This window comes from Rhodococcus sp. P14, assembly GCF_000256505.1.
GTDB lineage: Bacteria > Actinomycetota > Actinomycetes > Mycobacteriales > Mycobacteriaceae > Rhodococcus > Rhodococcus ruber.
Genome location: NZ_AJFC01000273.1, coordinates 1 through 21,620 on the forward strand (window position 1 = coordinate 1; position 21,620 = coordinate 21,620).

General features: G+C 71.0%; 16 protein-coding genes and 2 pseudogenes. 7 read left to right on the top strand and 11 right to left on the bottom strand.

Features of this window, described 5'->3' with window-relative positions; translation table 11 throughout:
* A pseudogene (locus OEY_RS0119040) lies at positions 1–452 on the top strand (DUF1648 domain-containing protein); the annotation flags it as partial.
* 113 nt (positions 453–565) lie between these two features.
* Positions 566–1,954, top strand: coding sequence for a glutamate decarboxylase (locus OEY_RS0119045; protein ID WP_010595407.1), 1,389 nt, complete (start codon positions 566–568; stop codon positions 1,952–1,954).
* Between the two features lie 72 nt (positions 1,955–2,026).
* Here OEY_RS0119045 and OEY_RS0119050 read toward each other — a convergent pair whose 3' ends face one another.
* Both OEY_RS0119050 and OEY_RS0119055 read right to left on the bottom strand, forming a co-directional pair.
* Complete coding sequence (locus OEY_RS0119050; protein ID WP_010595408.1) at positions 2,027–2,635, bottom strand: YqgE/AlgH family protein; 609 nt, start codon at positions 2,633–2,635, stop codon at positions 2,027–2,029.
* A gap of 54 nt (positions 2,636–2,689) precedes the next feature.
* On the bottom strand, positions 2,690–3,385 hold the full coding sequence (locus OEY_RS0119055; RefSeq protein WP_010595409.1) for a TetR/AcrR family transcriptional regulator: 696 nt from the start codon (positions 3,383–3,385) through the stop codon (positions 2,690–2,692).
* Between the two features lie 129 nt (positions 3,386–3,514).
* Between OEY_RS0119055 and OEY_RS0119060 the strand changes: the two genes are divergently transcribed.
* Entirely contained in the window at positions 3,515–4,441 is a 927-nt protein-coding gene (locus tag OEY_RS0119060; RefSeq protein ID WP_010595410.1) for an NAD-dependent epimerase/dehydratase family protein, read from the top strand.
* Positions 4,442–4,444: 3 nt separating this feature from the next.
* Here the strand turns inward: OEY_RS0119060 and OEY_RS0119065 are convergent, their stop codons facing one another.
* Positions 4,445–5,314, bottom strand: a complete 870-nt coding sequence (locus tag OEY_RS0119065) for a class II glutamine amidotransferase (RefSeq protein WP_010595411.1) — start codon at positions 5,312–5,314, stop codon at positions 4,445–4,447.
* A gap of 135 nt (positions 5,315–5,449) precedes the next feature.
* Here OEY_RS0119065 and OEY_RS0119070 point away from each other — a divergent pair, with 135 nt between their 5' ends.
* Together OEY_RS0119070 and OEY_RS0119075 are read left to right on the top strand one after the other, a co-directional pair.
* Entirely contained in the window at positions 5,450–6,727 is a 1,278-nt protein-coding gene (locus OEY_RS0119070; protein ID WP_029540113.1) for an MFS transporter, read from the top strand.
* Positions 6,728–6,800: 73 nt separating this feature from the next.
* Entirely contained in the window at positions 6,801–8,345 is a 1,545-nt protein-coding gene (locus OEY_RS0119075) for a DUF4185 domain-containing protein (protein ID WP_010595413.1), read from the top strand.
* A 76-nt stretch (positions 8,346–8,421) separates the two neighbouring features.
* Here OEY_RS0119075 and OEY_RS0119080 read toward each other — a convergent pair whose 3' ends face one another.
* The 8 genes from OEY_RS0119080 to OEY_RS0119115 form a co-directional block, all read right to left on the bottom strand.
* Entirely contained in the window at positions 8,422–9,480 is a 1,059-nt protein-coding gene (locus OEY_RS0119080) for a sulfate/molybdate ABC transporter ATP-binding protein (RefSeq protein WP_010595414.1), read from the bottom strand.
* The gene (locus OEY_RS0119085; RefSeq protein ID WP_010595415.1) at positions 9,477–10,271 is read right to left on the bottom strand and encodes an ABC transporter permease; all 795 of its coding nucleotides are present in this window, start codon (positions 10,269–10,271) and stop codon (positions 9,477–9,479) included. Before OEY_RS0119085 ends, OEY_RS0119080 begins: the two co-directional genes overlap by 4 nt.
* On the bottom strand, positions 10,268–11,029 hold the full coding sequence (modA, locus tag OEY_RS0119090; protein ID WP_010595416.1) for a molybdate ABC transporter substrate-binding protein: 762 nt from the start codon (positions 11,027–11,029) through the stop codon (positions 10,268–10,270). Before modA ends, OEY_RS0119085 begins: the two co-directional genes overlap by 4 nt.
* Positions 11,026–11,430, bottom strand: coding sequence for a TOBE domain-containing protein (locus OEY_RS0119095; protein WP_010595417.1), 405 nt, complete (start codon positions 11,428–11,430; stop codon positions 11,026–11,028). The genes modA and OEY_RS0119095 overlap by 4 nt, the downstream gene beginning before the upstream one ends.
* 61 nt (positions 11,431–11,491) lie before the next feature.
* Positions 11,492–15,538, bottom strand: coding sequence for a bifunctional nitrate reductase/sulfite reductase flavoprotein subunit alpha (locus OEY_RS0119100; RefSeq protein ID WP_010595418.1), 4,047 nt, complete (start codon positions 15,536–15,538; stop codon positions 11,492–11,494).
* A gap of 240 nt (positions 15,539–15,778) precedes the next feature.
* Positions 15,779–17,965, bottom strand: a complete 2,187-nt coding sequence (gene katG / locus OEY_RS0119105) for a catalase/peroxidase HPI (protein WP_010595419.1) — start codon at positions 17,963–17,965, stop codon at positions 15,779–15,781.
* Between the two features lie 39 nt (positions 17,966–18,004).
* Positions 18,005–18,448 carry a Fur family transcriptional regulator gene (locus OEY_RS0119110; RefSeq protein WP_010595420.1) on the bottom strand — a complete coding sequence of 148 codons (444 nt, stop codon included), beginning with the start codon at positions 18,446–18,448 and terminating at the stop codon, positions 18,005–18,007.
* A 105-nt stretch (positions 18,449–18,553) separates the two neighbouring features.
* Positions 18,554–20,008, bottom strand: coding sequence for a CCA tRNA nucleotidyltransferase (locus tag OEY_RS0119115; RefSeq protein ID WP_010595421.1), 1,455 nt, complete (start codon positions 20,006–20,008; stop codon positions 18,554–18,556).
* A gap of 98 nt (positions 20,009–20,106) precedes the next feature.
* On the opposite strand from OEY_RS0119115, the gene OEY_RS0119120 reads away from it, so the two are divergent.
* Both OEY_RS0119120 and OEY_RS0119125 read left to right on the top strand, forming a co-directional pair.
* Positions 20,107–20,700 (top strand): NUDIX hydrolase, encoded by a 594-nt coding sequence (locus OEY_RS0119120; protein ID WP_010595422.1) that lies wholly within the window; start codon positions 20,107–20,109, stop codon positions 20,698–20,700.
* Positions 20,697–21,620: pseudogene (locus OEY_RS0119125) on the top strand (glycoprotein); the annotation flags it as partial. The gene OEY_RS0119120 and the pseudogene OEY_RS0119125, both read left to right, overlap by 4 nt.

Genomic DNA, 21,620 nt, shown 5'->3' on the forward strand with positions numbered 1-21,620 from the left:
TCGAGCTGCCGATCGTCGAACAGGTCGGCACCGGGACGCGCACCACTGTGGCGCTGGCGGCGCTGGTGGTGGCACCGGCCGTCGTCGTGTGCGGCGCGGCGCGCAGCTGGTGGCCGCTGGCGATCTTCCTGCCGGTCGCCGTTCTCGTGCTGAGCCTGCTGCGGTTCCGCGTCGTCGTCGACGACACGGGCGTGCGGGTGCAGAACCTGGGAATGACGGCGGTGGACTACGACCTCGACGAGATCGTCGGCGCGCGGGTCGCGCACGTCCGCCCCTTCCAGGACTGGGGCGGGTGGGGACTGCGCGCCAAGGGGCGCGGTCGGTACGGCCTCGTCACGATCACGGGTCCCGCGCTGGTGCTCACCGTCGCCGGCGGGCAGGAGTTCACCGTCACCGCGGCGCAGGCGGAACGCATGGCCGGCGCGCTGAATGCGCTCGCCGACCGTCGCTGACCACCGGCCGGCGGATACCGCTTCCCGAACACGCCGCGAGTGCGTGGCCGATCCGGTCTAATGGGAGCGATTGCCGACGAGTACAGCGATTGCCGACGAGTACGGAGGCCGACGTGAGCCATCGGAAGCGGTTGCACCCGGACGGAGTCCTCGCACCGGCGTACACCGGGCGCATCGACAGCGAGCCGGTTCCGGCGCTGCGGCTGCCGGCGCACTCGATGGACCCGGCGGAGGCGTACCGGTACATCCACGACGAACTGATGCTCGACGGCAGTTCGCGGCTGAACCTCGCCACATTCGTCACCACGTGGATGGAGCCGCAGGCCGACGTGCTCATGGCCGAGACGTTCGACAAGAACCTCATCGACAAGGACGAATATCCGGCGACGTCGGCGATGGAGGAGCGCTGCGTGGCGATGGTCGCCGACCTGTTCCACGCACCGGGGTTGTCCGACGTCGACCCGGGTACGGCGACGGGCGTGTCCACGATCGGCTCGAGCGAGGCGGTGATGCTCGCCGGGCTGGCGCTCAAGTGGCGCTGGCGGGCCCGGCGGCAGGCGGCGGGAGAAGACACCGTACGCCCGAACCTGGTGCTGGGCAGCAACGTTCAGGTGGTGTGGGAGAAGTTCTGCCGCTACTTCGACGTGGAGGCGAAGTATCTGCCCATGGAACCCGGGCGGTACGTCGTCACCCCGGAACAGGTGCGAGAGGCGGTGGACGAGAACACGATCGGGGTGGTCGCGATTCTCGGCACAACGTACACCGGCGAGTTCGAGCCGGTCGCCGAGATCGCCGCCACGCTCGACGACGTGGCCACTTCGGGCGGTCCCGACGTGCCGCTGCACGTGGATGCGGCCAGCGGGGGATTCGTCGTGCCGTTCCTGCAGCCGAAACTGAAGTGGGACTTCCGGGTGCCGCGCGTGGTGTCGATCAACGTCAGCGGCCACAAGTACGGACTGACCTACCCGGGCATCGGATTCGTGGTGTGGCGCGACAAGGAACACCTGCCCGAGGAACTGGTCTTCCGGGTCAACTACCTCGGCGGCGACATGCCCACCTTCACCCTGAACTTCTCACGGCCGGGAAACCAGATCGTCGGCCAGTACTACAACTTCCTGCGGCTCGGCCGCGACGGGTATCGCCGGGTGATGGAGACGCTGCGCTCGACCGCGAGCCGCCTGGCCGAGCAGCTCGCCGGGCTGGAGGGGATGCGCGTGATCTCCGACGGTACCGCCATCCCGGTGATCGCATTCGAGCTGACCGGCGACCCGGGGTTCACCGTGTTCGACGTCTCGCACGAGCTGCGGGCGGGCGGCTGGCAGGTGCCCGCCTACACCATGCCGGCCGACGCCGAGGAGGTGGCGGTCCTGCGGATCGTGGTGCGGGAGGGGTTCAGCGCCGATCTCGCGCGGCAACTGTTCGCCGACATCGAACGGGTGTGTACCGAATTGCGCAAGGAGGGTCCGCTCCGGCACTCCAGCGAGCAGCACTTCGCGCACTGAGCTCCCACGTCACGCACCGAGCTCCCCCGTCACGCACCGAGCCCTCACTTCGCGCACCGAGGCCGGGAGCGTTCAGTTCCGCTCGACCTCGATGGGATGGGTGGCCAGCAGCGCGAGCGGCAGCGGCTGCCGGCGCAGCACCCGCGCCCACAGGTCGACCCGGGGCGGCCCGAGGATGTCCTGGGGGAGGGCGGAGATGACCATCCAGTCGTCGTTGTCGAGCTCGCCGTCGAGCTGCCCGGCGCTCCACCCGGCGTAGCCGGCGAAGATGCGGATGCCTTCGACGAGCGGGCCGATGACGGCCGGATCGGAGTCGAGGTCGATCATGACCACCCGCCCGTCGATCCGGCGCACCCCCGGCACCCCCTCGACCGAGACGCCGACGCGCAGCGTACCCAGGCACAGAGCCGAGTCCCGCCGGACGGGACCGCCGACGTAGAGCGCCTTGGGTGCGGCGCTGAGCTCCGTCCACTGCGGCAGCACGGCTTGGACCGCGGTGTCGCTGGTGCGGTTGAGTACCACGCCGAGACTGCCCACGTCCCCGTGCTCGATGATGTAGACGACTGTTCGCCGGAAAGTCGGCTCGACGAGATCGGTGGCCGACACGAGCAGCGTTCCGGGTCGGACGGCCGGTGTCGCCGGTGCCGTGCGGTCCTCGGGTTCGTCCTGATGCTGCGCCACCCCGACATCATCCCACCGTCGCCGACGCGGCGTGGCAGCAAGGCGGGGAGACGTTCAGGAGAGCCCGACGGTCTCGGCGAGCACCGCGAGGTGGTGGTCGAACAACCGCCCGGGTTCGGTGAAGGTGTCGGTGCCGTACTGGCCGAAGACCTCGAAGTTCACGGCCCCGAACAGGGCGGCCCAGACCAGCACACCGCGGGCGAGAACCACGTCGGGGACACCGGAACCGAGCGCGGCGCGGATCCGGCCGAGATCGGTGGTGAGGCCGTCCGGGACGGCGACGGTGGCCGGGACGCGGAGGGCGCCGGCGGCGTGGGCGTCGTCGAGGATGCGGACGAGCCGGACGACGACGCGGGTGCCCGGGCCCGTGGTCTGCTCCGCGGGAGCGTGGTAGCCGGGGACCGGACTGCCGAACAGCAGGGCGTAGCGCGCGGGTTCGCGTAGCGCCCAGGTGCGCACCGCGTGGCCGAGCACGCGGAACTGTTCGGCGTGGGCGTCGACGGCGACGTCGCCGAGCGCGTCGTCGACGGTGTCGGCGAGTTCGGTGTAGCCGTCGACGACGAGGAGGGTGAGCAGTTCGTCGCGGCTCGCGACGTAGCGGTACACCGCCGAGGAGACGACGCCGAGGTCGCGGGCGACGGCGCGCAGCGACAGGGCGGCGGCGCCGTGGGTGGCGAGATGTTCGCGGCCGATCCGCAGGATGTCGGCCATCGTCTGCTGCCGGGCGCGGGCGCGGGGGGTTCCGGTCATGTCGTTCACCCTGCCAGATTCGCGAGCACCGTCAACAAAAGTGAGCACTGCTCTTGACTTTCCCCGCCGAGGGGCGCACTGTTGTCTCGAACAGAGAGCAGCGCTCACATTTCGAAGGAGCTGGACACCATGTCGAATCTGCAGGTCGTCACCGGCGCCGGTCCCGTCGGCTGGACCGTCGCCGAACAACTCGCCGGCCGGGGCCACCGTGTCCGCGTCCTCACCCGGTCCGGCAGCGGTCCGGAGCATCCGCTCGTCGAGCGCCGCCGGGTCGACGTCTCCGATCCCGCCCTGCTCGGTCCCGCCCTCGAGGGTGCCGGTGCCGTGTACCACTGCATCCACGGCTCCGCCTACCGCGCCGACACCTGGGAACGCGAACTGCCGGCCGCGGAGAACGCCGTTCTCGAGGCGGCCGGCCGCACGGGCGCGGTCGTGGTCTTCCCCGAGAGCCTGTACTCGTACAGCGAACCCGACCGGGTCATGACCGAGGCGTCGCCGCGCGCGAGCACCACCGGCAAGCGGGGCGTGCGGGCGCGGTTGCTGGACCGCCGTGCCGAGAGCGACACCCGGACCGTCAGCGTGGTCGCGTCCGACTTCTTCGGACCCCACGCCCGCAACGCCCACGCCGGCGAGCGGATGGTGCCGACCGTCCTGGCCGGGCGCAGCCCCCGCGTACTCGGCTCACCCGACGTCCCGCACTCGTTCACATACGTGCCCGACCTGGCGGCCGCCATGATCGCGGCCGCGGCGAATCCGGCGGCGTGGAACCGGGTCCTGCACGCCCCCACCGGCCCGGCCGGCACCCAGCGCGAACTTGTCGCCGCGTTCGCCGCCGCCGCACAGATGCCGGCTCCGAAGGTGGGCACGATCCCCACCTGGCTGCTGCGCGCCGGCGCGCTGGTGAACCGCGACGCCCGCGAACTGACGGAGATGCTCTACCAGTTCACCGATCCGTTCGTCATGGACTCCACGTACAGCGAGGACCTGCTCGGCCTGCGCCCGACCCCGCTGCCCGAGGCCGCGGCCGCGACGGTGCGGTGGTGGCGCGAGCAGTGACGCTCACTTCCCGGTCTGCGACGCGGCCGCCCGCTCGTCGAGGTCGGCGAGCGTGATCGGGTGCCGCGGGGGCTCGTCGACGACGACGGTGCGGGTGACCCGGAGCCCGCCGTCGACATGCAGCAACTCCCCGCAGCGCAGGTCCGACCAGCCCGGATCCTCGTCCATGCGCTCGCTGGCGACCACGACCGCCGGCTGCCGCGCCAGGTGGCCCGACCGCACGCGGACCGTGCCGGCCTCGCTGGCGTGCTCGAGATGGCGGCCTCCGTGCGGGCCGCCGGCGGGACGCTCGAGGACGAACAGGTCGTGGGTGTCCGGATACCGCAGCGCCCACAGCTCCGTCGCGGTCGTCAGGACCACGTTCAATGCGTAGACGGGCAGATTCCCGGCGGCCCACCGGACGGCGGCCGTCAGGCCCGCACCGACGTCGCCGCCGTGCTCGTCGATGCGGCGGGTGACGAGCGCGAAGAACCGCTCCGAGTCCGTCTCGCCCGCCACCAGGTCGCGGTACGGGCCGAGTTCGGCCTCGAGCCGCGGCAGGTCGCCGAGGACCCCGTTGTGGGCGAACAGCCGCCCGCGCTGCTCGAACGGATGCGTGTTGCCCACGTCGAGGCCCCCGGTCGAGGCGAACCGGATGTGCGCGACGAACGTCTGCGACCGCCGCTCCTTCGCCTCGGTGGCGAACGCGCGGTCCTCGTACGCCGCCAGCGGTTGCTTCTCCACCACCGGGCGGCCGTCGTCGGCGAACGTCCCGAGCCCGGTGCCGTCGGGTTCACGCCGACTCTGACGGGCCAGCGAATCGGACGCATCGAGCAGCCAGAAGGTGGCGTGTACCCGGTGCGGCGCGGCGGTCAGCCCGAACAGTCGGCACATGGCGGTGTGTCCCCCCTTCCGGAAGTTGCCGGTTGCGCAGAGGGTAGGCCGGGGGACGTGGCGGGGGAGGCGGAACCGTCGCAGCGAGACGACCCGCGCCGGACGGATAGTGTCGGACCGATAGTGTCGGGCACTGTGCGGGAGTCGAGGCGGCAGGCGTGGCGCTCCACGGCGACGGCACTGCGCCGATCGCCCGGACTGGTCCGCCTGACGACCGTCCGCTTCGCCAGTCAGTTCGGCGACGGGCTGTTCCAGGCCGCGCTCGGTGGGGCGATCCTGTTCAACCCCGAGCGCCAGACCGATCCCGCCGCGATAGCGGCCGGATTCGCGGTGCTGCTGCTGCCGTACTCGGTGGTCGGACCGTTCGCCGGCGCCCTGCTCGACCGGTGGGACCGTCGCCTGGTGCTGGTCGTCGCCAACGTCCTGCGCGGCGTGCTCATCCTCGCGATGTCGGCGCTGCTCCTCACCGGTGGCGGTTCGACCCCGCTGTTGCTGCTCGCCCTCGCCGCCGTCGGTGTCAGTCGATTCGTGCTCGCCGGGATCTCGGCGTCCGTCCCGCATGTGGTGCGTCAATCCTGGCTGGTGCCGGTCAATTCCGTGCTCGCCACGGTGGGTTCGGGGATCTCCGCGGTCGGGGCCGGCGTCGCTGTCGCCACGATCGGTCTCGTGGGGGAGGGCGACTTCGGCTCCGGGGTGGCGGTGGCGCTCGGCGTCAGCGGATCCGTGGTCGCCGCGCTCGCCGCCGGCGGCTTCGCCCGTCACGCGCTCGGTCCCGACCGGGCCGTGCCGCGCCACCCGATCCGCGCCGTCGCCGCCGGCCTGCACACCGGCGCCACGGCGGTGTGGGAGGCGCCCGGCGTCACCGTCGCGATGATCGGCATCGGCGCGCACCGCGTCGTCTTCGGCATCGACACGCTCATCATGGTGCTGGTGCTGCGCGACGCCGACGGTGCCGCGCTGCCGGGCGGGCTCGTCGGATTCGGTGTCGCCGTCGGCGCCACCGCCGCCGGGATGCTCGTCGCGGCAGTCGCCGCCCCGCTCGTCATCCCACGCCTCGGCCGGCCCCGCACCGTCGTCACGGCACTGACGTGTGCGGGCATCGTCCAGATCGTCCTGGTCACCGGCTTCGACGAGACGGCATTGCTCGTCGCCGCGTTCCTGCTGGGTCTCGTCGGTCAGACCGTCAAGCTCACCGGAGATGCCGCGATGCAGATCGAGATCGACGACGCCCGGCGCGGACAGGTGTTCGCCCTGCAGGACACCGTGTTCAACATGGCGTTCCTCATGGCGATCGTCGCGGCGGCCCTGATCGTCGCGCCGGACGGCCGCAGCCCGGGGCTCGCCCTCGCCGGAGTGGCGGTGTATGCCGGCGGGCTCGTCGCGGCGACGGCGGTTCGCCGGTTGCGCATGTGAGCCTGCGCGGTTTCGGGCGCCGGATTTGTTAGGTTCGCGGGGCATTTTCCCGACCGTCCCGGAGGAGAACGCCATGGCACGCAGGCACCGCACACCGCTGTCGGCGCTCGCCCTGGTCTCGTTGGCGCTGCCGCTGCTCGCGCTGCCCGGCCACGCCTCGGCCGCCCCGCCGGTCAACTCGTGCGGGGAAGAGGGCTTCGACCCGGCTGTGGAGCCGCCGGACCCCGGCGCGCCGCAGCTGCCGCGGATCGACATCCCGCCCGTCGTGAAGATCCCCCTGCCGTATCCCGAGATCGTGCCGGTCCCGGTTCCCGGACCGGAGCCCGACGTCACCCGCGTGCCGCAGGAACCCTTACCCGCCGATCCGTGTGCCGACCCGTGCCCGGTTCCGGGCCTCGCGCCGGACGCTCCCGATGCCCTCTCGAGCGGCTCGAGCGGCTCGAGTGGGTCCGCAGGCTCGAGCGGCTCCACAGGCTCGAGCGGATCCTCGAGTTTCCTGCCTCGCGTCGAACTGGATCCGCAGCCGGAGACGATCCCGATCCCCGTGCCCGGCCCGCCGGGTGCACCCGTCCCACCGGCCCCGCCTCGGGAAGATCCGCCGTTCGAGCCGGGCACGGTCACCGCCCGCCCGCCCGCGCCCGTCGTCGGCGACGTCGAGCTGATTTCCCAGCTCACCGGTCCCGGCTCGGAGAATCGCACCGACGCGCGCTGGGCCGTGCACGGCACCGATCTCGGCATCGCGTGGGAGACGCGCCCCGGGGAGGTGGCCCTCGCCTTCGGCGACACGTTCGGTGCGCAGTGGTCCCCGCCGGGCGGGGCCGGCGGCGACTGGCGCAGCAACGTGCTGGCGTTCAGCCGCGACGCGGACCTGTCGGACGGCCTCACCATCGACGCGATGGTGCAGGACAGCCCGTGCCACGCCGCGGAGATCCTCGACGCCCGGCATGTGAAGAACTTCGAGACCACCGTCATCCCCACGTCCGGTTTCGCGATCGGCGACCGGCAGTACCTGAGTTACATGTCCGTGCGACGGTGGAGCGTCGGGCCGGGCATGTGGTACACGAACCACGGCGGCATCGCCTACTCCGACGACCACGGACAGACGTGGGTGAAGGATCCACATGCTCGCTGGGACAACGTGTTCGGGCTGGGCCGGTTCCAGGTCGCGACGATGGTGCCGCACGGTGACCACGTCTACATGTTCGGCACCCCGAACGGCCGCATCGGGTCGGTGGGCCTGGCCCGCGTGCCGGTCGACGACGTGCTCAACCCTTCCGCATACCAGTACTGGGTACACGACAGCTGGATGCCGGTCTTCGAGCAGCTCGCCACCCCGCTCGCCGACGGCGCGGCGAGCGAGCTGTCGGTGCGGTTCGACGCCGCGCGAGACCGCTGGCAGATGAGCTACCTGGATCCGATCGCCGGCAACATCGTGCTGCGCGAGTCGGATTCACCTCAGGGCCACTGGTCGGATGCCGCGCCGCTGGTGCGGACGGCCGACTACCCGAAGGCCTACGGCGGCTTCATGCATCCCTGGTCCGACGGCCGGGACCTGTACTTCACCGTGTCGGAGTGGGACAGCTACAACGTCTACCTGATGCGCGCTCGCCTGGGTTGAATCCGGCTGCGCCGCAGCGGATCCGAGCGAGTGTACCGTTCACCTCGCGGCCCGACGGAGCGATGCGTTCGCTCGGTCAGCGGGCGGCGTGGATGCGGACTTCGGTGGCCTTGACGACGAACCACACCGCCGCGCCAGGTGCGAGTGCGAGATCGGCGGCTGCGGACGTGGTGACCTCTGCGGTCATCCCGGACTCGGCGGCGCGGACGAGGACGGTGGCACCGCGGACCTCGAGTTCCCCGACGACGACGGCGAACGAGTTGCGGGGACTGCCGTGCGGCTCGTCGGGATAGACCGCGACGGCCGCGGGGGCGAACACCGCGACCGCCGAATCCCCCGGAGCGCAGTCGTCGTCGGGCACCCCCCGCACCCGGCCGACGACGGTGTCGACGCCGTCCGCGGTGAGGGTGCCGGCGAGCAGGTTCAGTCCCGCGATGCGAGCCGCGAACGCGCTGCGCGGCCGGGACAGCACGTCGCGCACCGTGCCTGCCTCGACGATCCGGCCCCCGTCGACGACGACGGCACGATCCGCGAGGGCGAGGGCGTCGAGCGGGTCGTGGGTGACCACGAGTGCCGTGCGCCCGGCGTCCTTCAGGACCGTGCGCAGCAGCGACCGCACGGCCGGGGCGGCCGTCACGTCGAGGGCCGCCATCGGTTCGTCGAGCAGCAGCAGCCGGGGGTCGGCGGCCAGCGCACGGGCGATCGCGACGCGCTGGGCCTGACCGCCCGAGAGCTGCCGCGGTTTCCGGTCGGCGAGGTCCGTCGCGCCGACGGCGGCGAGGTGCCGCCACGCCGCCGCGCGGGCGGCCGATCGGCCGCGTCCCGCACTGCGGGGAGCGAATGCGACGTTGTCGAGGACGCTCAGGTGCGGGAACAGCAGCGGCTGCTGGGCGAGCAGCGCCACCGCGCGGCGGTGCGGCGGCACCGCCACCCCCGTCGCCGTGTCGGTGAGAACCCGCCCGTCGACCTCGACGCGGCCGTCGTCGGGCTGCAGCAACCCCGCGATCACGTTCAACGCGGTCGACTTCCCGGCACCGTTGGGCCCCAGGACGGCGAGCACGCTGCCGGACTCCGCGGCGACCGCGAGGTCGACGTCGCGGGACTCGACCCGGGCCCGCAGTTGCAGTCCGGTCACGGCCCACCCGCTGCCCGTCGCCCCCGCACGGCGACGACGATCACGAGCGCGACCACGACGAGCAGCAGCGACAACGCCACCGCGGCGTCGGCGTCGGTCTCCCGCTGGAGGTAGATCTCGAGCGGCAACGTGCGGGTGACACCCTGGAGGCTGCCGGCGAAGGTGAGGGTGGCGCCGAACTCTCCGAGCGCCCGCGCGAAGGCGAGGACGGTGCCGGACGCGAGTCCCGGCAGCACGAGGGGGAGGGTGACGCGGCGGAAGACCGTGGTCGGGCGTGCCCCCAGCGTTGCGGCGACCGCCTCGTACCGGGTGCCGGCGGTGCGCAGGGCGCCCTCGAGACTGATCACCAGGAACGGTAACGCGACGAACGTCTGCGCGAGGACCACTGCCGTGGTGGAGAACGCGATACGGATTCCGAGCAGTTCGAGGTACTCGCCGAGCAGTCCCCGGCGACCGAAGGTGTACAGCAGCGCGATGCCGCCGACGACGGGCGGCAGCACGAGTGGCAGCAGCACGAGCGAGCGCAGCACCGGAAGCCCGCGAAAGGTGCTGCGCGCGAGCACGGTCGCCATCGGCACGCCCAGCAGGACGCACAGCACCGTGGCGGCACCCGCGGTCCGCATGCTCAGGGCCAGGGCCTGCAGGGACGCCTCGGAGGTCACCAGATCCGGGAAGTGCCGCCAGTCGACGGCGAGGATCAGCGACAGCAGCGGCACGGCGACGAACAGTCCCCCGACGAGCGCGGGGACGTAGATCCACGCCGGCAGCCCCGCCGGACGGACGCGCGTCACGGGCCCGCGAACCCGTGCTCGGCCAGGATCCGTCGCCCGTCGGGCCCGGTGACGTGCGCGACGAACGCCGCCGCGGGATCCGCCGCCTCTGCGAGGACGGCGACGGGGTAGGTGTTGACGGCCGCGGCGGACTCGGGGAACGGCACGGGGGTCACGGCGTCCCCGGCCTGTCGGGCGTCGGTGACGTACACCAGCCCGGCGTCGGCCTGGCCGCTGGTCACCTTGCCGAGGACGTCCGTCACCGACGACTCCTCGCTGACCGGAGCGAGGTCGACCCCCGTGGCCTGCTCGATGCGGGCCGACGCCGCGCCGCACGGCACCTGCGGCGCACACACGACGACGTCGGCTCCGGGCCGGCCCAGGTCCGCGAAACCGGTGATGCCGAGCGGGTTGCCCGGCTCGGTGACGATGGTGAGGGTGTTGGCCGCGAAGGCCACGGGATCGCCCGCGACGACACCGGCGTCGACGGCCCTGGTCATGTTGGCGGCGTCGGCGGTGGCGAGGACGTCCGCCTCGGCACCCTGCGACAGGCGGGCGACGAGGTCCGACGAGCCCGCGAAGTCGAACACGACGCGGGTGCCCGGATTGCGGGCCTCGAAGTCCGCGCCGATCTCGCGGAAGGGCGCCTGCAGCGACGCGGCCGCGTACACCGTGAGCTCACCCGCGGCCCCGGACGGTGACGCCGGGGCGCCGCCGGTCCCCCCGGCGCATCCGGCGAGTGCGAGCGCGGCGACGCCAACTGCGAGAGCGCGTTTCACGATGTCCCTCCGGGGGTCTCGACGATGACGGTCGTGGCCTTGACGACGGCGACCGCGAGGCTGCCCGGTTCGAGGCCGAGTTCCCGGACGGCCTCGCTGCTCATCAGCGAGACGACGCGGTGCGGGCCGCACTGCATCTCCACCTGCGCCATGACGGTGTCCGCGACCACCCGGGTCACGATCCCTGCGAACCGGTTGCGGGCGGAGCTGCCCACGCCGAGCAGATCGGGCGCCTCGTCCGCCTGGCGCCGGGCGAACTCGGCGAGGTCGGCTCCCTCGACGATCTTGCGCCCGGCCCCGTCCTTGCCGGCCGGCAGGGCGCCCTGGTCGATCCACCGCCGGACGGTGTCGTCGCTGACGCCGAGCAGCCGGGCGGCTTCCTTGATGCGAATCTGCGTCACGATTCAGACATTACTTCCGCATCTGCGGACCTATCAATCGATGGAGTAACGAATCTGCGGATCAGTACACGTCGCGCACGTAGCGCTTCTCCGCGGCGAGCTGCTCGACGTACGACTCGGCGTCCATCTCGCCGAGCCGGCCGTGCACCTGCACCACCTCGCGCAGCGTCTCGTCGACGTCCTTCGCCATCCGGCTCGCGTCGCCGCACACGTAGAAGTGGGCGCCCTCCTGCAACCACTTCCACAGCTGCGCTCCGTGCTCGCGCATCCGGTCCTGCACGTAGATCTTCTGTCGCTGGTCGCGGGAGAAGGCGAGATCGAGCCGGGTCAGGAAGCCGTCGGCGTGCATCGCCTCGATCTCGTCTCGGTACAGGTAGTCGGTCGACGACCGCTGATCGCCGAAGAACAGCCAGTTCCGGCCGGTGTGGCCCAGCTCGCGGCGATCGTGCAGGAAGGCGCGAAACGGCGCGATACCGGTACCGGGTCCGACCATGATCATCGGGGTGTCCGGTGTCCGGGGTGGCCGGAAATGGTTGCTGCGCTGGACGAAGATGGGAATGTCGACTCCGTGACTGTGGTCGGCGAGGAAGCTCGAGCACACCCCCGCCCGGGCGATGCCCTCGTAGTTGTACCGCACCACCGAGACGGTCAGCTGCACCTCGCGGGGGTTGGTCCGCGGGCTCGACGAGATCGAGTACAAGCGGGGCTGCAACCGCTTGAGCACGGGCAGCCATTCCGCGATCGGCGCCTTGAACGGATACGCCGCGATCACGTCCATCGCCTGCTTGCCCCACAACCACCGTTGCAACTCGATCTTGTTGCCCGGCCGCAGCAGCTTCGCCAGTTCCGCGCTCTGGGTCTGCTCGTGGACGAACCGCAGCAGCTCGGGGGTCACGCGAGTGATCTCGAGGTGCCGGGTCACGGCCTCGCGCAGCGGAATGGTCGGCAGATCGGGGAATTCCACGGGTGTTTCCGGATCGAGCGCGGTGACCTGGAGCCACTCGTCGACCGCCTCGGGTCCGTTGGTGGGCATCACGCCCAGCGCGTCGCCCGCCTCGTACACGAAATCCGGGTCGTACAACTCGAATCCGAACTGGCGCACATCCTTCGACGAGCCGGACCCGCTGAGCGGCACGTTCCGGGTCAGGCGCGTGACGAGCGGCGCCTTCCGGCTGTAGGCGGGTTCGGACTTCGCCGGCGGTCCCGGCGCGGACGGAGCCGGCACGGCCCCGTCGAGACGCACGAGTTGCTCGACCGTGGCGAGCCATTCGCCGGCCGGTCCCTCGTAGTCGGGTTCGCAGTCCACCCGCTGCGTGAGCCGGGTGGCTCCGAGTTCGGCGAGGCGCTCGTCGATGCGGCGGCCGTGGCCGCAGAAGTCGTCGTAGCTCGAGTCGCCGAACGCCAGCACGGCGTAGCGGGTGTCGGGGAGGCGGGGTGTGTCGTCCCGGTCGAGCGCGTTCCAGAACGCGGTGCCGTTGTCCGGGGCGTCGCCGTCGCCGAACGTGCTGGTGACGACGAGCAGATCGCGCACCCCGGTCAGCGTGGACACGTCGACGTCGTCCATCCCGGTCAGGGTGACGGGCCTGCCCGCGGCGCGCAGCCGCTCGGCGCACAACCGGGCGAACTCCTCGGCATTGCCGGTCTGCGAGGCCCACACCACCACCACCGGCGCCACCCCGTCGGACTCGTCGCGGTCCTGCGCGGTGTGCGAGAAGTGGCCCGCCAGCATCCCGTCCACCCAGGCGCGGGTGGCGGCCGGCAGCGGAGCGGACGCCGGGAGCACGGGGACACCCGCCTGCCCGGACTCCCGGAATCCCGCCAGAAATCCGGTCAGATAGTGTTTTTCGAGTTCGTCGAGTACCGGCCGCGCCGTGTCGGCCAGTCCGAGCGCGGAGGCGAGACGGTCCGCCGGCGCGTCGTCCCCGGCCGCCGTCGCCACCTTCGTCAGCGACACCGCGCACACCTTGAACTCCGGCTGCAGCGACGCGGGATCGACGGCGTCGTTGGTGACCGCGTTGACCGCCAGGTACTCCCCGAACATGTCGTTCCAGTGGAACGGGGCGAAGCAGCATCCCGGCCGGACCCGGTCGGTGACCACGGCCGGCAGCACCGCCCGGCCGCGGCGGGACGCGACCTCCACCTGGTCGCCGTCCGATATCGAGAGCCTCTGCGCGTCGGCAGGATTGATCTCGACGAAGGGTCCGGGGTTCAGCTTGGTGAGCTTGGCGACCTTCCCCGTCTTGGTGAGGGTGTGCCACTGGTGCTGGACGCGGCCGGTGTTGAGCACGACGGGGAAGTCGTCGTCGGGCATCTCGGCCGGCAGCATGTGGGGGCGGGGATGGAACACGGCCCGGCCGCTGGCGGTGGCGAACCGCAGCCGGGGGAGGGAGCCGTCCCCGGACCTCAGCAGGGTCTGGCTCACGCCGTCGTTCAGATAGCGGATCGGGTTCCGGTCGGTCGCGCCCTCGGGCGGGCACGGCCACTGCACGGGGGTCTCGCGCAGCCGGTCGTAGCTGATTCCGCGCAGGTCGTATCCGGTCTTCGGGTTCCGGAAGCGCCTGATCTCCTCGAAGATCTCCTCGGAGCACGAGTAGGTGAACGCCTCGGCGTAGCCCATCGCGCAGGCGACGCGCGCGATGATCTGCCAGTCTGGCAGGGCCTGCCCGACCGGGTCGATCGCCTGTCGCAACAGCGTCAGGTTGCGCTCGGAGTTGACCATCACCCCCTCCGACTCCGCCCACAGCGCTCCCGGTAGCAGGATGTCGGCGTACGCGGTGGTCTCGGTCTCGAGGAAGACGTCCTGTGCGACGACGACCTCCGCCCGCTCGAGCGCTTCGACGACGGTGCGTCGATTGGCTACGGACGCAACCGGATTGGTGCAGATGATCCAGCAGGCCCGGATGTCACCGGCGGCCATCTGCTCGAACATGTCGATCGTGCCCTTGCCGACGGTGGTGGGGATGGCACCGGCCGGCAGCCCCCACTGCTGTTCGACGAAGGCTCGCTCGGCGTCGTCGAGAACGGACCGCTGCCCCGGCAGACCGGGTCCCATGTACCCCATCTCGCGCCCGCCCATGGCGTTGGGCTGACCGGTGAGCGAGAAGGGGCCGCTGCCGGTGCGGCAGATCGCGCCGGTGGCCAGGTGCAGGTTGCAGATCGCATTGGTGTTCCAGGTGCCGTGCGTGCTCTGGTTCAGGCCCATCGTCCAGCACGACATCCAGTTGCCCGCCTCGCCGATCCACCGCGCGGCCGTGCGGATGTCGTCCTCGGCCAGTCCGGTGATCTCCGCGACCCGCTCGGGTGTGTAGTCCCCGAGGAAGGCCGTCATGGCCTCCCAGCCTTCGGTGAACTCCGCCACGAAGGCCCGGTCGACGTGCCCGTTCTCGACGATCAGGTGCAACAGGCCGTTGAGCAGCGCCAGATCGGTCCCGGGCGCGATCTGCAGGAACAGGTCCGCCTTCTCCGCGGTGGGGGTGCGCCGGGGGTCGACGACGACGAGTCTGGCACCGGCCTTGACCCGGTTCATCATCCTGAGGAAGAGGATGGGATGGCAGTCGGCCATGTTCGCGCCGCTGACGAAGAACAGGTCGGCGTGGTCGAAGTCCTGGTAGGAGCCGGGCGGGCCGTCCGCGCCGAGCGACTGCTTGTAGCCGGTGCCGGCGCCGGCCATGCACAACCGGGAGTTGGACTCGATGTTGTTGGTACCGACGAATCCCTTCGCGAGCTTGGTCACCAGGTACTGCGCCTCGAGCGACATCTGTCCGGAGACGTAGAAGGACAGGGCGTCGGGGCCGTGCTCGTCGAGCACCCCCCGCAACCGGCGGGCGGTGTCGGCGATCGCGGCGTCGACGTCCACGGGCACCGGGGTGGCCCCGCGTTCGGTGCGACGGTACGCGGTCTCCATGCGTCCGCCGGCGGCCATCATCTCCGCGCTGGTCGCCCCCTTCGTGCAGAGGCGCCCGAAGTTGGTGGGGTGGTCCTTGTCGCCGTACGCGTCGAGCACGCGGCGGGCACCGCTCGCGGGATCGAGGCCGACCTCGAGCACCATGCCGCAGCCCACGCCGCAGTATGAGCAGGCGGTCTTGACCTTCGTGATCTCGCCCTGCATCGAACCGCTCCTCACCTGGGTCGGCCACGTTCCTCCGGCCGGGTCTCATGCTCCCGACCCCGTGTTTCGTGGGCATTAACCGTGGTGAGTCCCCGGTGACATCTGGCTCACGATTCGCCGTCCGGACCGGTGAGAGGGTGCGCGCGCACTCCGAACGCGCGGCATCCCGCCGGCTGACAGAGCCGGCGGGATGCCGCCCCAGGTGTGGAGGATCGGCCGGGGAAGGCCGATCCTCGAGGATCAGGTGAGGTCGAACCGGTCGAGGTTCATCACCTTGTTCCATGCCGCGACGAAGTCCTGGACGAACTTCTGCTGCGCGTCGGCGCTGCCGTAGACCTCGGCGATTCCACGCAACTGCGAGTTCGAACCGAAGACCAGGTCGACGGCCGTGGCTGTCCACCTGACCTCACCCGAGGCCCGGTCGCGGCCCTCGTAGACGTTCTCGGTCGACTCGGAGACCTTCCACTCCGTGCGCATGTCAAGCAGGTTCACGAAGAAGTCGGTGGTCAGTGCCTCGGGCCGATCGGTGAACACGCCGTGGGCGGATTGCCCGAAGTTGGCGTTCAGGGCCCGGAGTCCGCCGACGAGCACCGTCATCTCCGGAGCGGTCAGCGTCAACAGGTTCGCCCGGTCCAGCAGCAACCGTTCCGGCGGCTGCTTCTCACCGTCGCGCAGGTAGTTGCGGAACCCGTCGGCCCGGGGCTCGAGTACGGCGAACGACTCCGTATCGGTCTGTTCCTGCGAGGCATCGGTGCGGCCCGGCGAGAACGGGACCGTGATCTCTACACCGGCGTTCTTCGCCGCCTGTTCGACTGCGGCGCAGCCGGCCAGGACGATCAGATCGGCGAGCGAGACCTTCTTCGCGGACTGACCGCTGTCGAAGTCCTGCCGGATCTGCTCGAGGGCCTGCAGTACCTCGGCCACCCGGCCGGGTTCGTTGATCTCCCAGTTCTTCTGCGGCTCGAGGCGGATGCGGGCACCGTTGGCCCCGCCGCGCTTGTCGGTGCCACGGAAGCTCGCCGCCGACGCCCACGCGGTGGCGACCAGCTGCGGGATGGACAGTCCCGACTCGAGGATCTTGGTCTTCAGGGCGGCGATGTCGTCCGCGCCGATCAGTTCGTGATCGACCGCGGGAACCGGGTCCTGCCACAGCTGCGCCTCGGGGACCCACGGGCCGAGGTAGCGCGTGACCGGCCCCATGTCGCGATGCAGCAGCTTGTACCAGGCCTTGGCGAACTCCTCCTCGAACTCCTTCGGGTTGTCCAGCCAGCGACGAGTGATCGGCCCGTAGATCGGGTCGAACCGCAGCGACAGATCCGTGGTCAGCATCACCGGTGTGTGACGCTTGGACGCATCGTGGGCGTCGGGGACGGCGTCGGCGGCGGCCCCGTCCTTCGGGATCCACTGCCACGCGCCGGCGGGGCTCTTGGTCTTCTCCCACTCGTAGCCGTACAGGGTTTCGAGGTAGGTGTTGTCCCACTGCCGCGGGGTGGGGGTCCAGGCACCCTCGAGCCCGCTGGTGATCGCGTCCCCGCCGACGCCGGTGCCGTAGGAGTTCTTCCAGCCCAGGCCCATCTGCTCGATGGGGGCGGCCTCGGGCTCGGGACCGACGTGGTCGGCGGTCGCGGCACCGTGGGTCTTGCCGATGGTGTGCCCGCCCGCGATGAGTGCCGCCGTCTCGATGTCGTTCATCGCCATCCGGCCGAACGTCTCCCGGATGTCGATGGCCGCGGCGAGCGGATCCGGATTACCGTTGGGCCCTTCGGGATTGACGTAGATCAACCCCATCTGCACGGCGCCGAGCGGGCCGGACAGTTCCCGCTCGCCGCTGTACCGCTCGTCCCCGAGCCAGGTGTCCTCGGGGCCCCAGAACACCTCGTCGGGCTCCCAGATGTCCTCGCGGCCGAAGGCGAAACCGAACGTCTCGAATCCCATGGATTCGTACGCGCAGTTGCCGGCGAAGATCAGCAGATCCGCCCAGGAGAGCTTGCGGCCGTACTTCTGCTTGATCGGCCACAGCAGCCGGCGCGCCTTGTCGAGGCTCGCGTTGTCGGGCCAGCTGTTGAGGGGAGCGAAGCGCTGGGCGCCCTTGCCGCCACCGCCCCGGCCGTCGGCGATGCGGTACGTGCCCGCGGCATGCCAGCTCATCCGGATGAACAGCGGGCCGTAGTGGCCGTAGTCGGCCGGCCACCACGGCTGCGACGTCGTCATCAGGGCGAAGATGTCCTGTTTGAGGGCCTCGACGTCGAGGCTTGCGAACTCGTCGGCGTAGTTGTAGTCCGGTCCCATCGGATTGGACAGGGGCGAATGCTGGTGGAGGACCTGCAGATCCAGCTGGTTGGGCCACCAGTCCCGGTTGGTCCTGGGCCGATGCGGTTTCGGCTCGGGAGACGGGATTACCGGATTTTCGCTTTCACTGTTGGACACGTCGGCCCTTCCTTCCGGATGCGGTGAATCTGACGGTGATCACGGATGTGACCGCGAAGCGTGAGCTGCCGAGCAGTCGGGGCACGTGCCCCAGTAGATGACCTCCGCCTCGTCGACGTGGAAGCCGCTGTGGTCGGACGCCGTCAGACAGGGCGCCTCGCCGACGGCACAGTCGACGTCGACGATGGCCCCACAGGACCGGCAGACGAGGTGGTGGTGGTTGTCCCCGACCCGCGACTCGTAGCGGGCGACGGAACCGGACGGCTGGATCCGCCGCACCAGACCTGCACCGGTCAGGGCGTGCAGCACGTCGTACACGGTCTGCCGGGACACGTCCGGCAGACCGGTGCGCACGGCCCCGAAGATCGTCTCCGTGTCGGCGTGCGGGTGCTCGTGCACCGCCTCCAGCACTGCGATCCGGGGCCGGGTCACCCGCAGCTCCGCCGTACGCAATTGCTCCACGAATTCCTGCGTCGAGGGCACGGGGATACTATGACGCACTTTTCTGGAATGAGTCATGACTTTGACGCAATCGCAGCATGATCAGAATTCGCGCGTATGCCCGGGGCGGCCGCGGCTCCCCGGCCGCTAGGACTTCGGTTGCTGCGACCACCACTTCAACAGCTCGGCCTCGGCCTCGTCGCGATCGAGGGGTCCACGGTCGAGCCGCAGCTCCTTGAGGAACTTCCACGCCTGCCCCACCTGCGGGCCGGGCTTCAGGCCGAGCAGTTCCATGATGGCGTTGCCGTCGAGGTCGGGCCGGACCTTCGCCAGGTCCTCCTGCTCGGCGATGCGCTCGATGCGCGTCTCGAGATCGTCGTAGGTGGCCTGCAGCGCCGCGGCCCGACGCTTGTTGCGGGTGGTGCAGTCCGCCCGGACCAGCTTGTGCAGCCGGGGCAGCAGGTCACCGGCGTCGTGCACGTAGCGACGGACCGCCGAATCCGTCCACTGGCCCTTGCCGTAGCCGTGGAACCGCAGGTGCAGGAACACGAGCTGACCGACGTCGTCGATCATCTGCTTGGAGTACTTCAGGGCCCGCATCCGTTTGCGGACGAGCTTGGCGCCGACGACCTCGTGGTGGTGGAAGCTGACGCCGCCGCCCGGCTCGTTGCGCTTCGTCGCGGGCTTGCCGATGTCGTGCAGCAGGGCCGCCCAGCGCAGCACGAGGTCGGGGTCGCCGTCCTCGAGGTCGATGGCCTGCCGGAGCACGGTCAGCGAATGCCAGTACACGTCCTTGTGCTGATGGTGCTCGTCGATCTCGAGCTTCATCGCGGGGATCTCCGGGATCACTCGCTCGGCGAGGCCCGTCTCGACCATGATGTCGATGCCCTCGATGGGGTAGTCACCGAGGATCAGCTTGTCGAGTTCGGCCTGCACCCGCTCGGCGCTGATCCGCAGGATCTCGTCGGCCATGGCCACGATCGCGTCGTGCACGCGTTCGGCCAGCCCGAACCCCAGCTGGGAGACGAACCGCGCCGCGCGCAGCATCCGCAGCGGGTCGTCGTGGAACGACTCGCTCGGCAGCGCGGGCGTGTCGATGACCCCGGCGAGCAGGGCATCCATTCCGCCGAGCGGATCGACGAAGTCCTCCGCGCCGGTCGGGCCGATCCGCACGGCCATCGCGTTGACGGTGAAGTCGCGCCGGACGAGGTCGTCCTCGAGGCGGGTGCCGTACTCGACGATCGGATGGCGGGTGACGCGGTCGTACGCGTCGCTGCGGAACGTGGTGATCTCGATCTGCTCCGGTCCCTTGACCGCGCTGATCGTGCCGAAGTCGATGCCGGTGTCCCACTGGTGGTCGGCCCAGCCGCGCAGCAGCGCCTGCACCTGCTCGGGCCGCGCATCGGTGGTGAAGTCGAGATCGGTCCCGAGGCGACCGAGGACCGCGTCCCGGACGCTCCCTCCCACCAGGTAGAGCTCGTGACCGGCGGCGGTGAAGCGCGCACCGAGCGGCGCCAGGATGTCCGACAGCGCACGCAGCGTCGCGTCGGCCCCGGCGAGCAGTCGGGCGCGCCGCTCGGTGTCGGTGGAGGGAGAGTTCACGTCTTCGAACCTTACCGAGGTGGCCGAACGCACCGGTGCGCGCTCCGGACGTGCCTGGTTGAACCGCCGGGCGCGTCCCGCCAACTAGTATCGATGGGGTGTCGCCCGCAGAACGTGCCAACCGCAACCGCCGCACCTCGCGGCGGCGTGGCGCGGGCGCCAAGTCCGGTGGCCGGTCCACCTCCGACACGTCGAAGCCTCACCTGCGCACGGTCCGCGAGACCTCGGCCGGGGGACTGGTGGTCGACGGCCTCGGCGGACCCCCCGAGAAACTGTGCGCGGCGTTGATCGGACGCACCGACCGTCGGGGCCGGCTGCTGTGGTCGCTGCCGAAGGGACACATCGAGAAGGGTGAGACCGCCGAGCAGACGGCGATGCGCGAGGTCCACGAGGAGACCGGCATCCACGGCACCGTCCTCGCCACCCTCGGCAGCATCGACTACTGGTTCGTCACCGAGGGCCGGCGCGTCCACAAGACCGTGCACCACTACCTGCTGCGCTACCTGGACGGCGAGCTCTCCGACGCCGACGTCGAGGTCACCGAGGTGGCCTGGGTCCCGCTGCCGGAGCTGCGCTCGCGCCTGGCGTACGCGGACGAGCGCAGGCTCGCCGACGTCGCCGACCAGTTGATCGCCGAGATGGATCCGTCGATGCTGCTCGGACCCGGCGGACCGGAGGCCCGTCTCGGATGACGTCGGCAGCTCGCCGGGCCGCGGCGGCCGTTCTCGCCGTGCTCGCGCTCGTCCTGACGACGGCGGGCGTGTCCGTCGCCCAGCCGCGCAGCGACGGGTCCGACGCGCCGCGCTTCCTCGAACTGCGCATCGACTCGGTGACGCCGACGACGGTGTCCACCAGCAGCGAGCCGGTGGTGACGGTGACCGGCACGCTCGAGAACGTCGGGGACCGCGACGTCGAGGACATCGCCGTGCGGCTGCAGCGTGCCCCGGCGGTCGGCTCCGCCGAGGAGCTGCGCACCGCGTTGACCTGGGATCAGACCGCCTACGACCGCACGGGTCCGTTCGAATCGGTCGCCGACGTCCTCGAGCGGGGTGAGCAGCGGCAGTTCCGTCTCGAACTGGCGCTGCGCTCGGCGCAGGACCCGTCGCTGGGAATCGACGCACCCGGGGTGTACCCGCTGCTCGTCAACGTCAACGGCGCTCCCGAGTACGGCGGTCAGGCCCGGCTCGACGACGCCCGGTTCCTGCTGCCCGTGCTCGGGGTGCCCCCGAGCGAGAACCGGACGGACCGCCCCGTGCCGCCGGACACGTCCGCACCCGTGGGGATCACGATGATGTGGCCGCTCGCGGACCGGCCGCGTCTCGCGGCGGGGGTGCCCGGCTCGGCGACGGAGCCGGTCCGCCTCGTCGACGACGACCTTGCGACGTCGCTCGCCGACGGCGGTCGTCTCGACGGACTGCTCGACGCCGCCGAACGGGCGGCCACCGCCGAGGACCGCCGCGTCGCCGACGCGCTGTGCCTGGCTGTCGACCCCGACCTGCTCGTCACCGTCGCCAACATGACCCGCGGCTATCTGGTGGTCGAGGACCCCGCCGAGCCGATGGGCGACGCCCGCGACGGGGAGGGGACGGCGGGGGGCGCCGCGGGGGCGGGG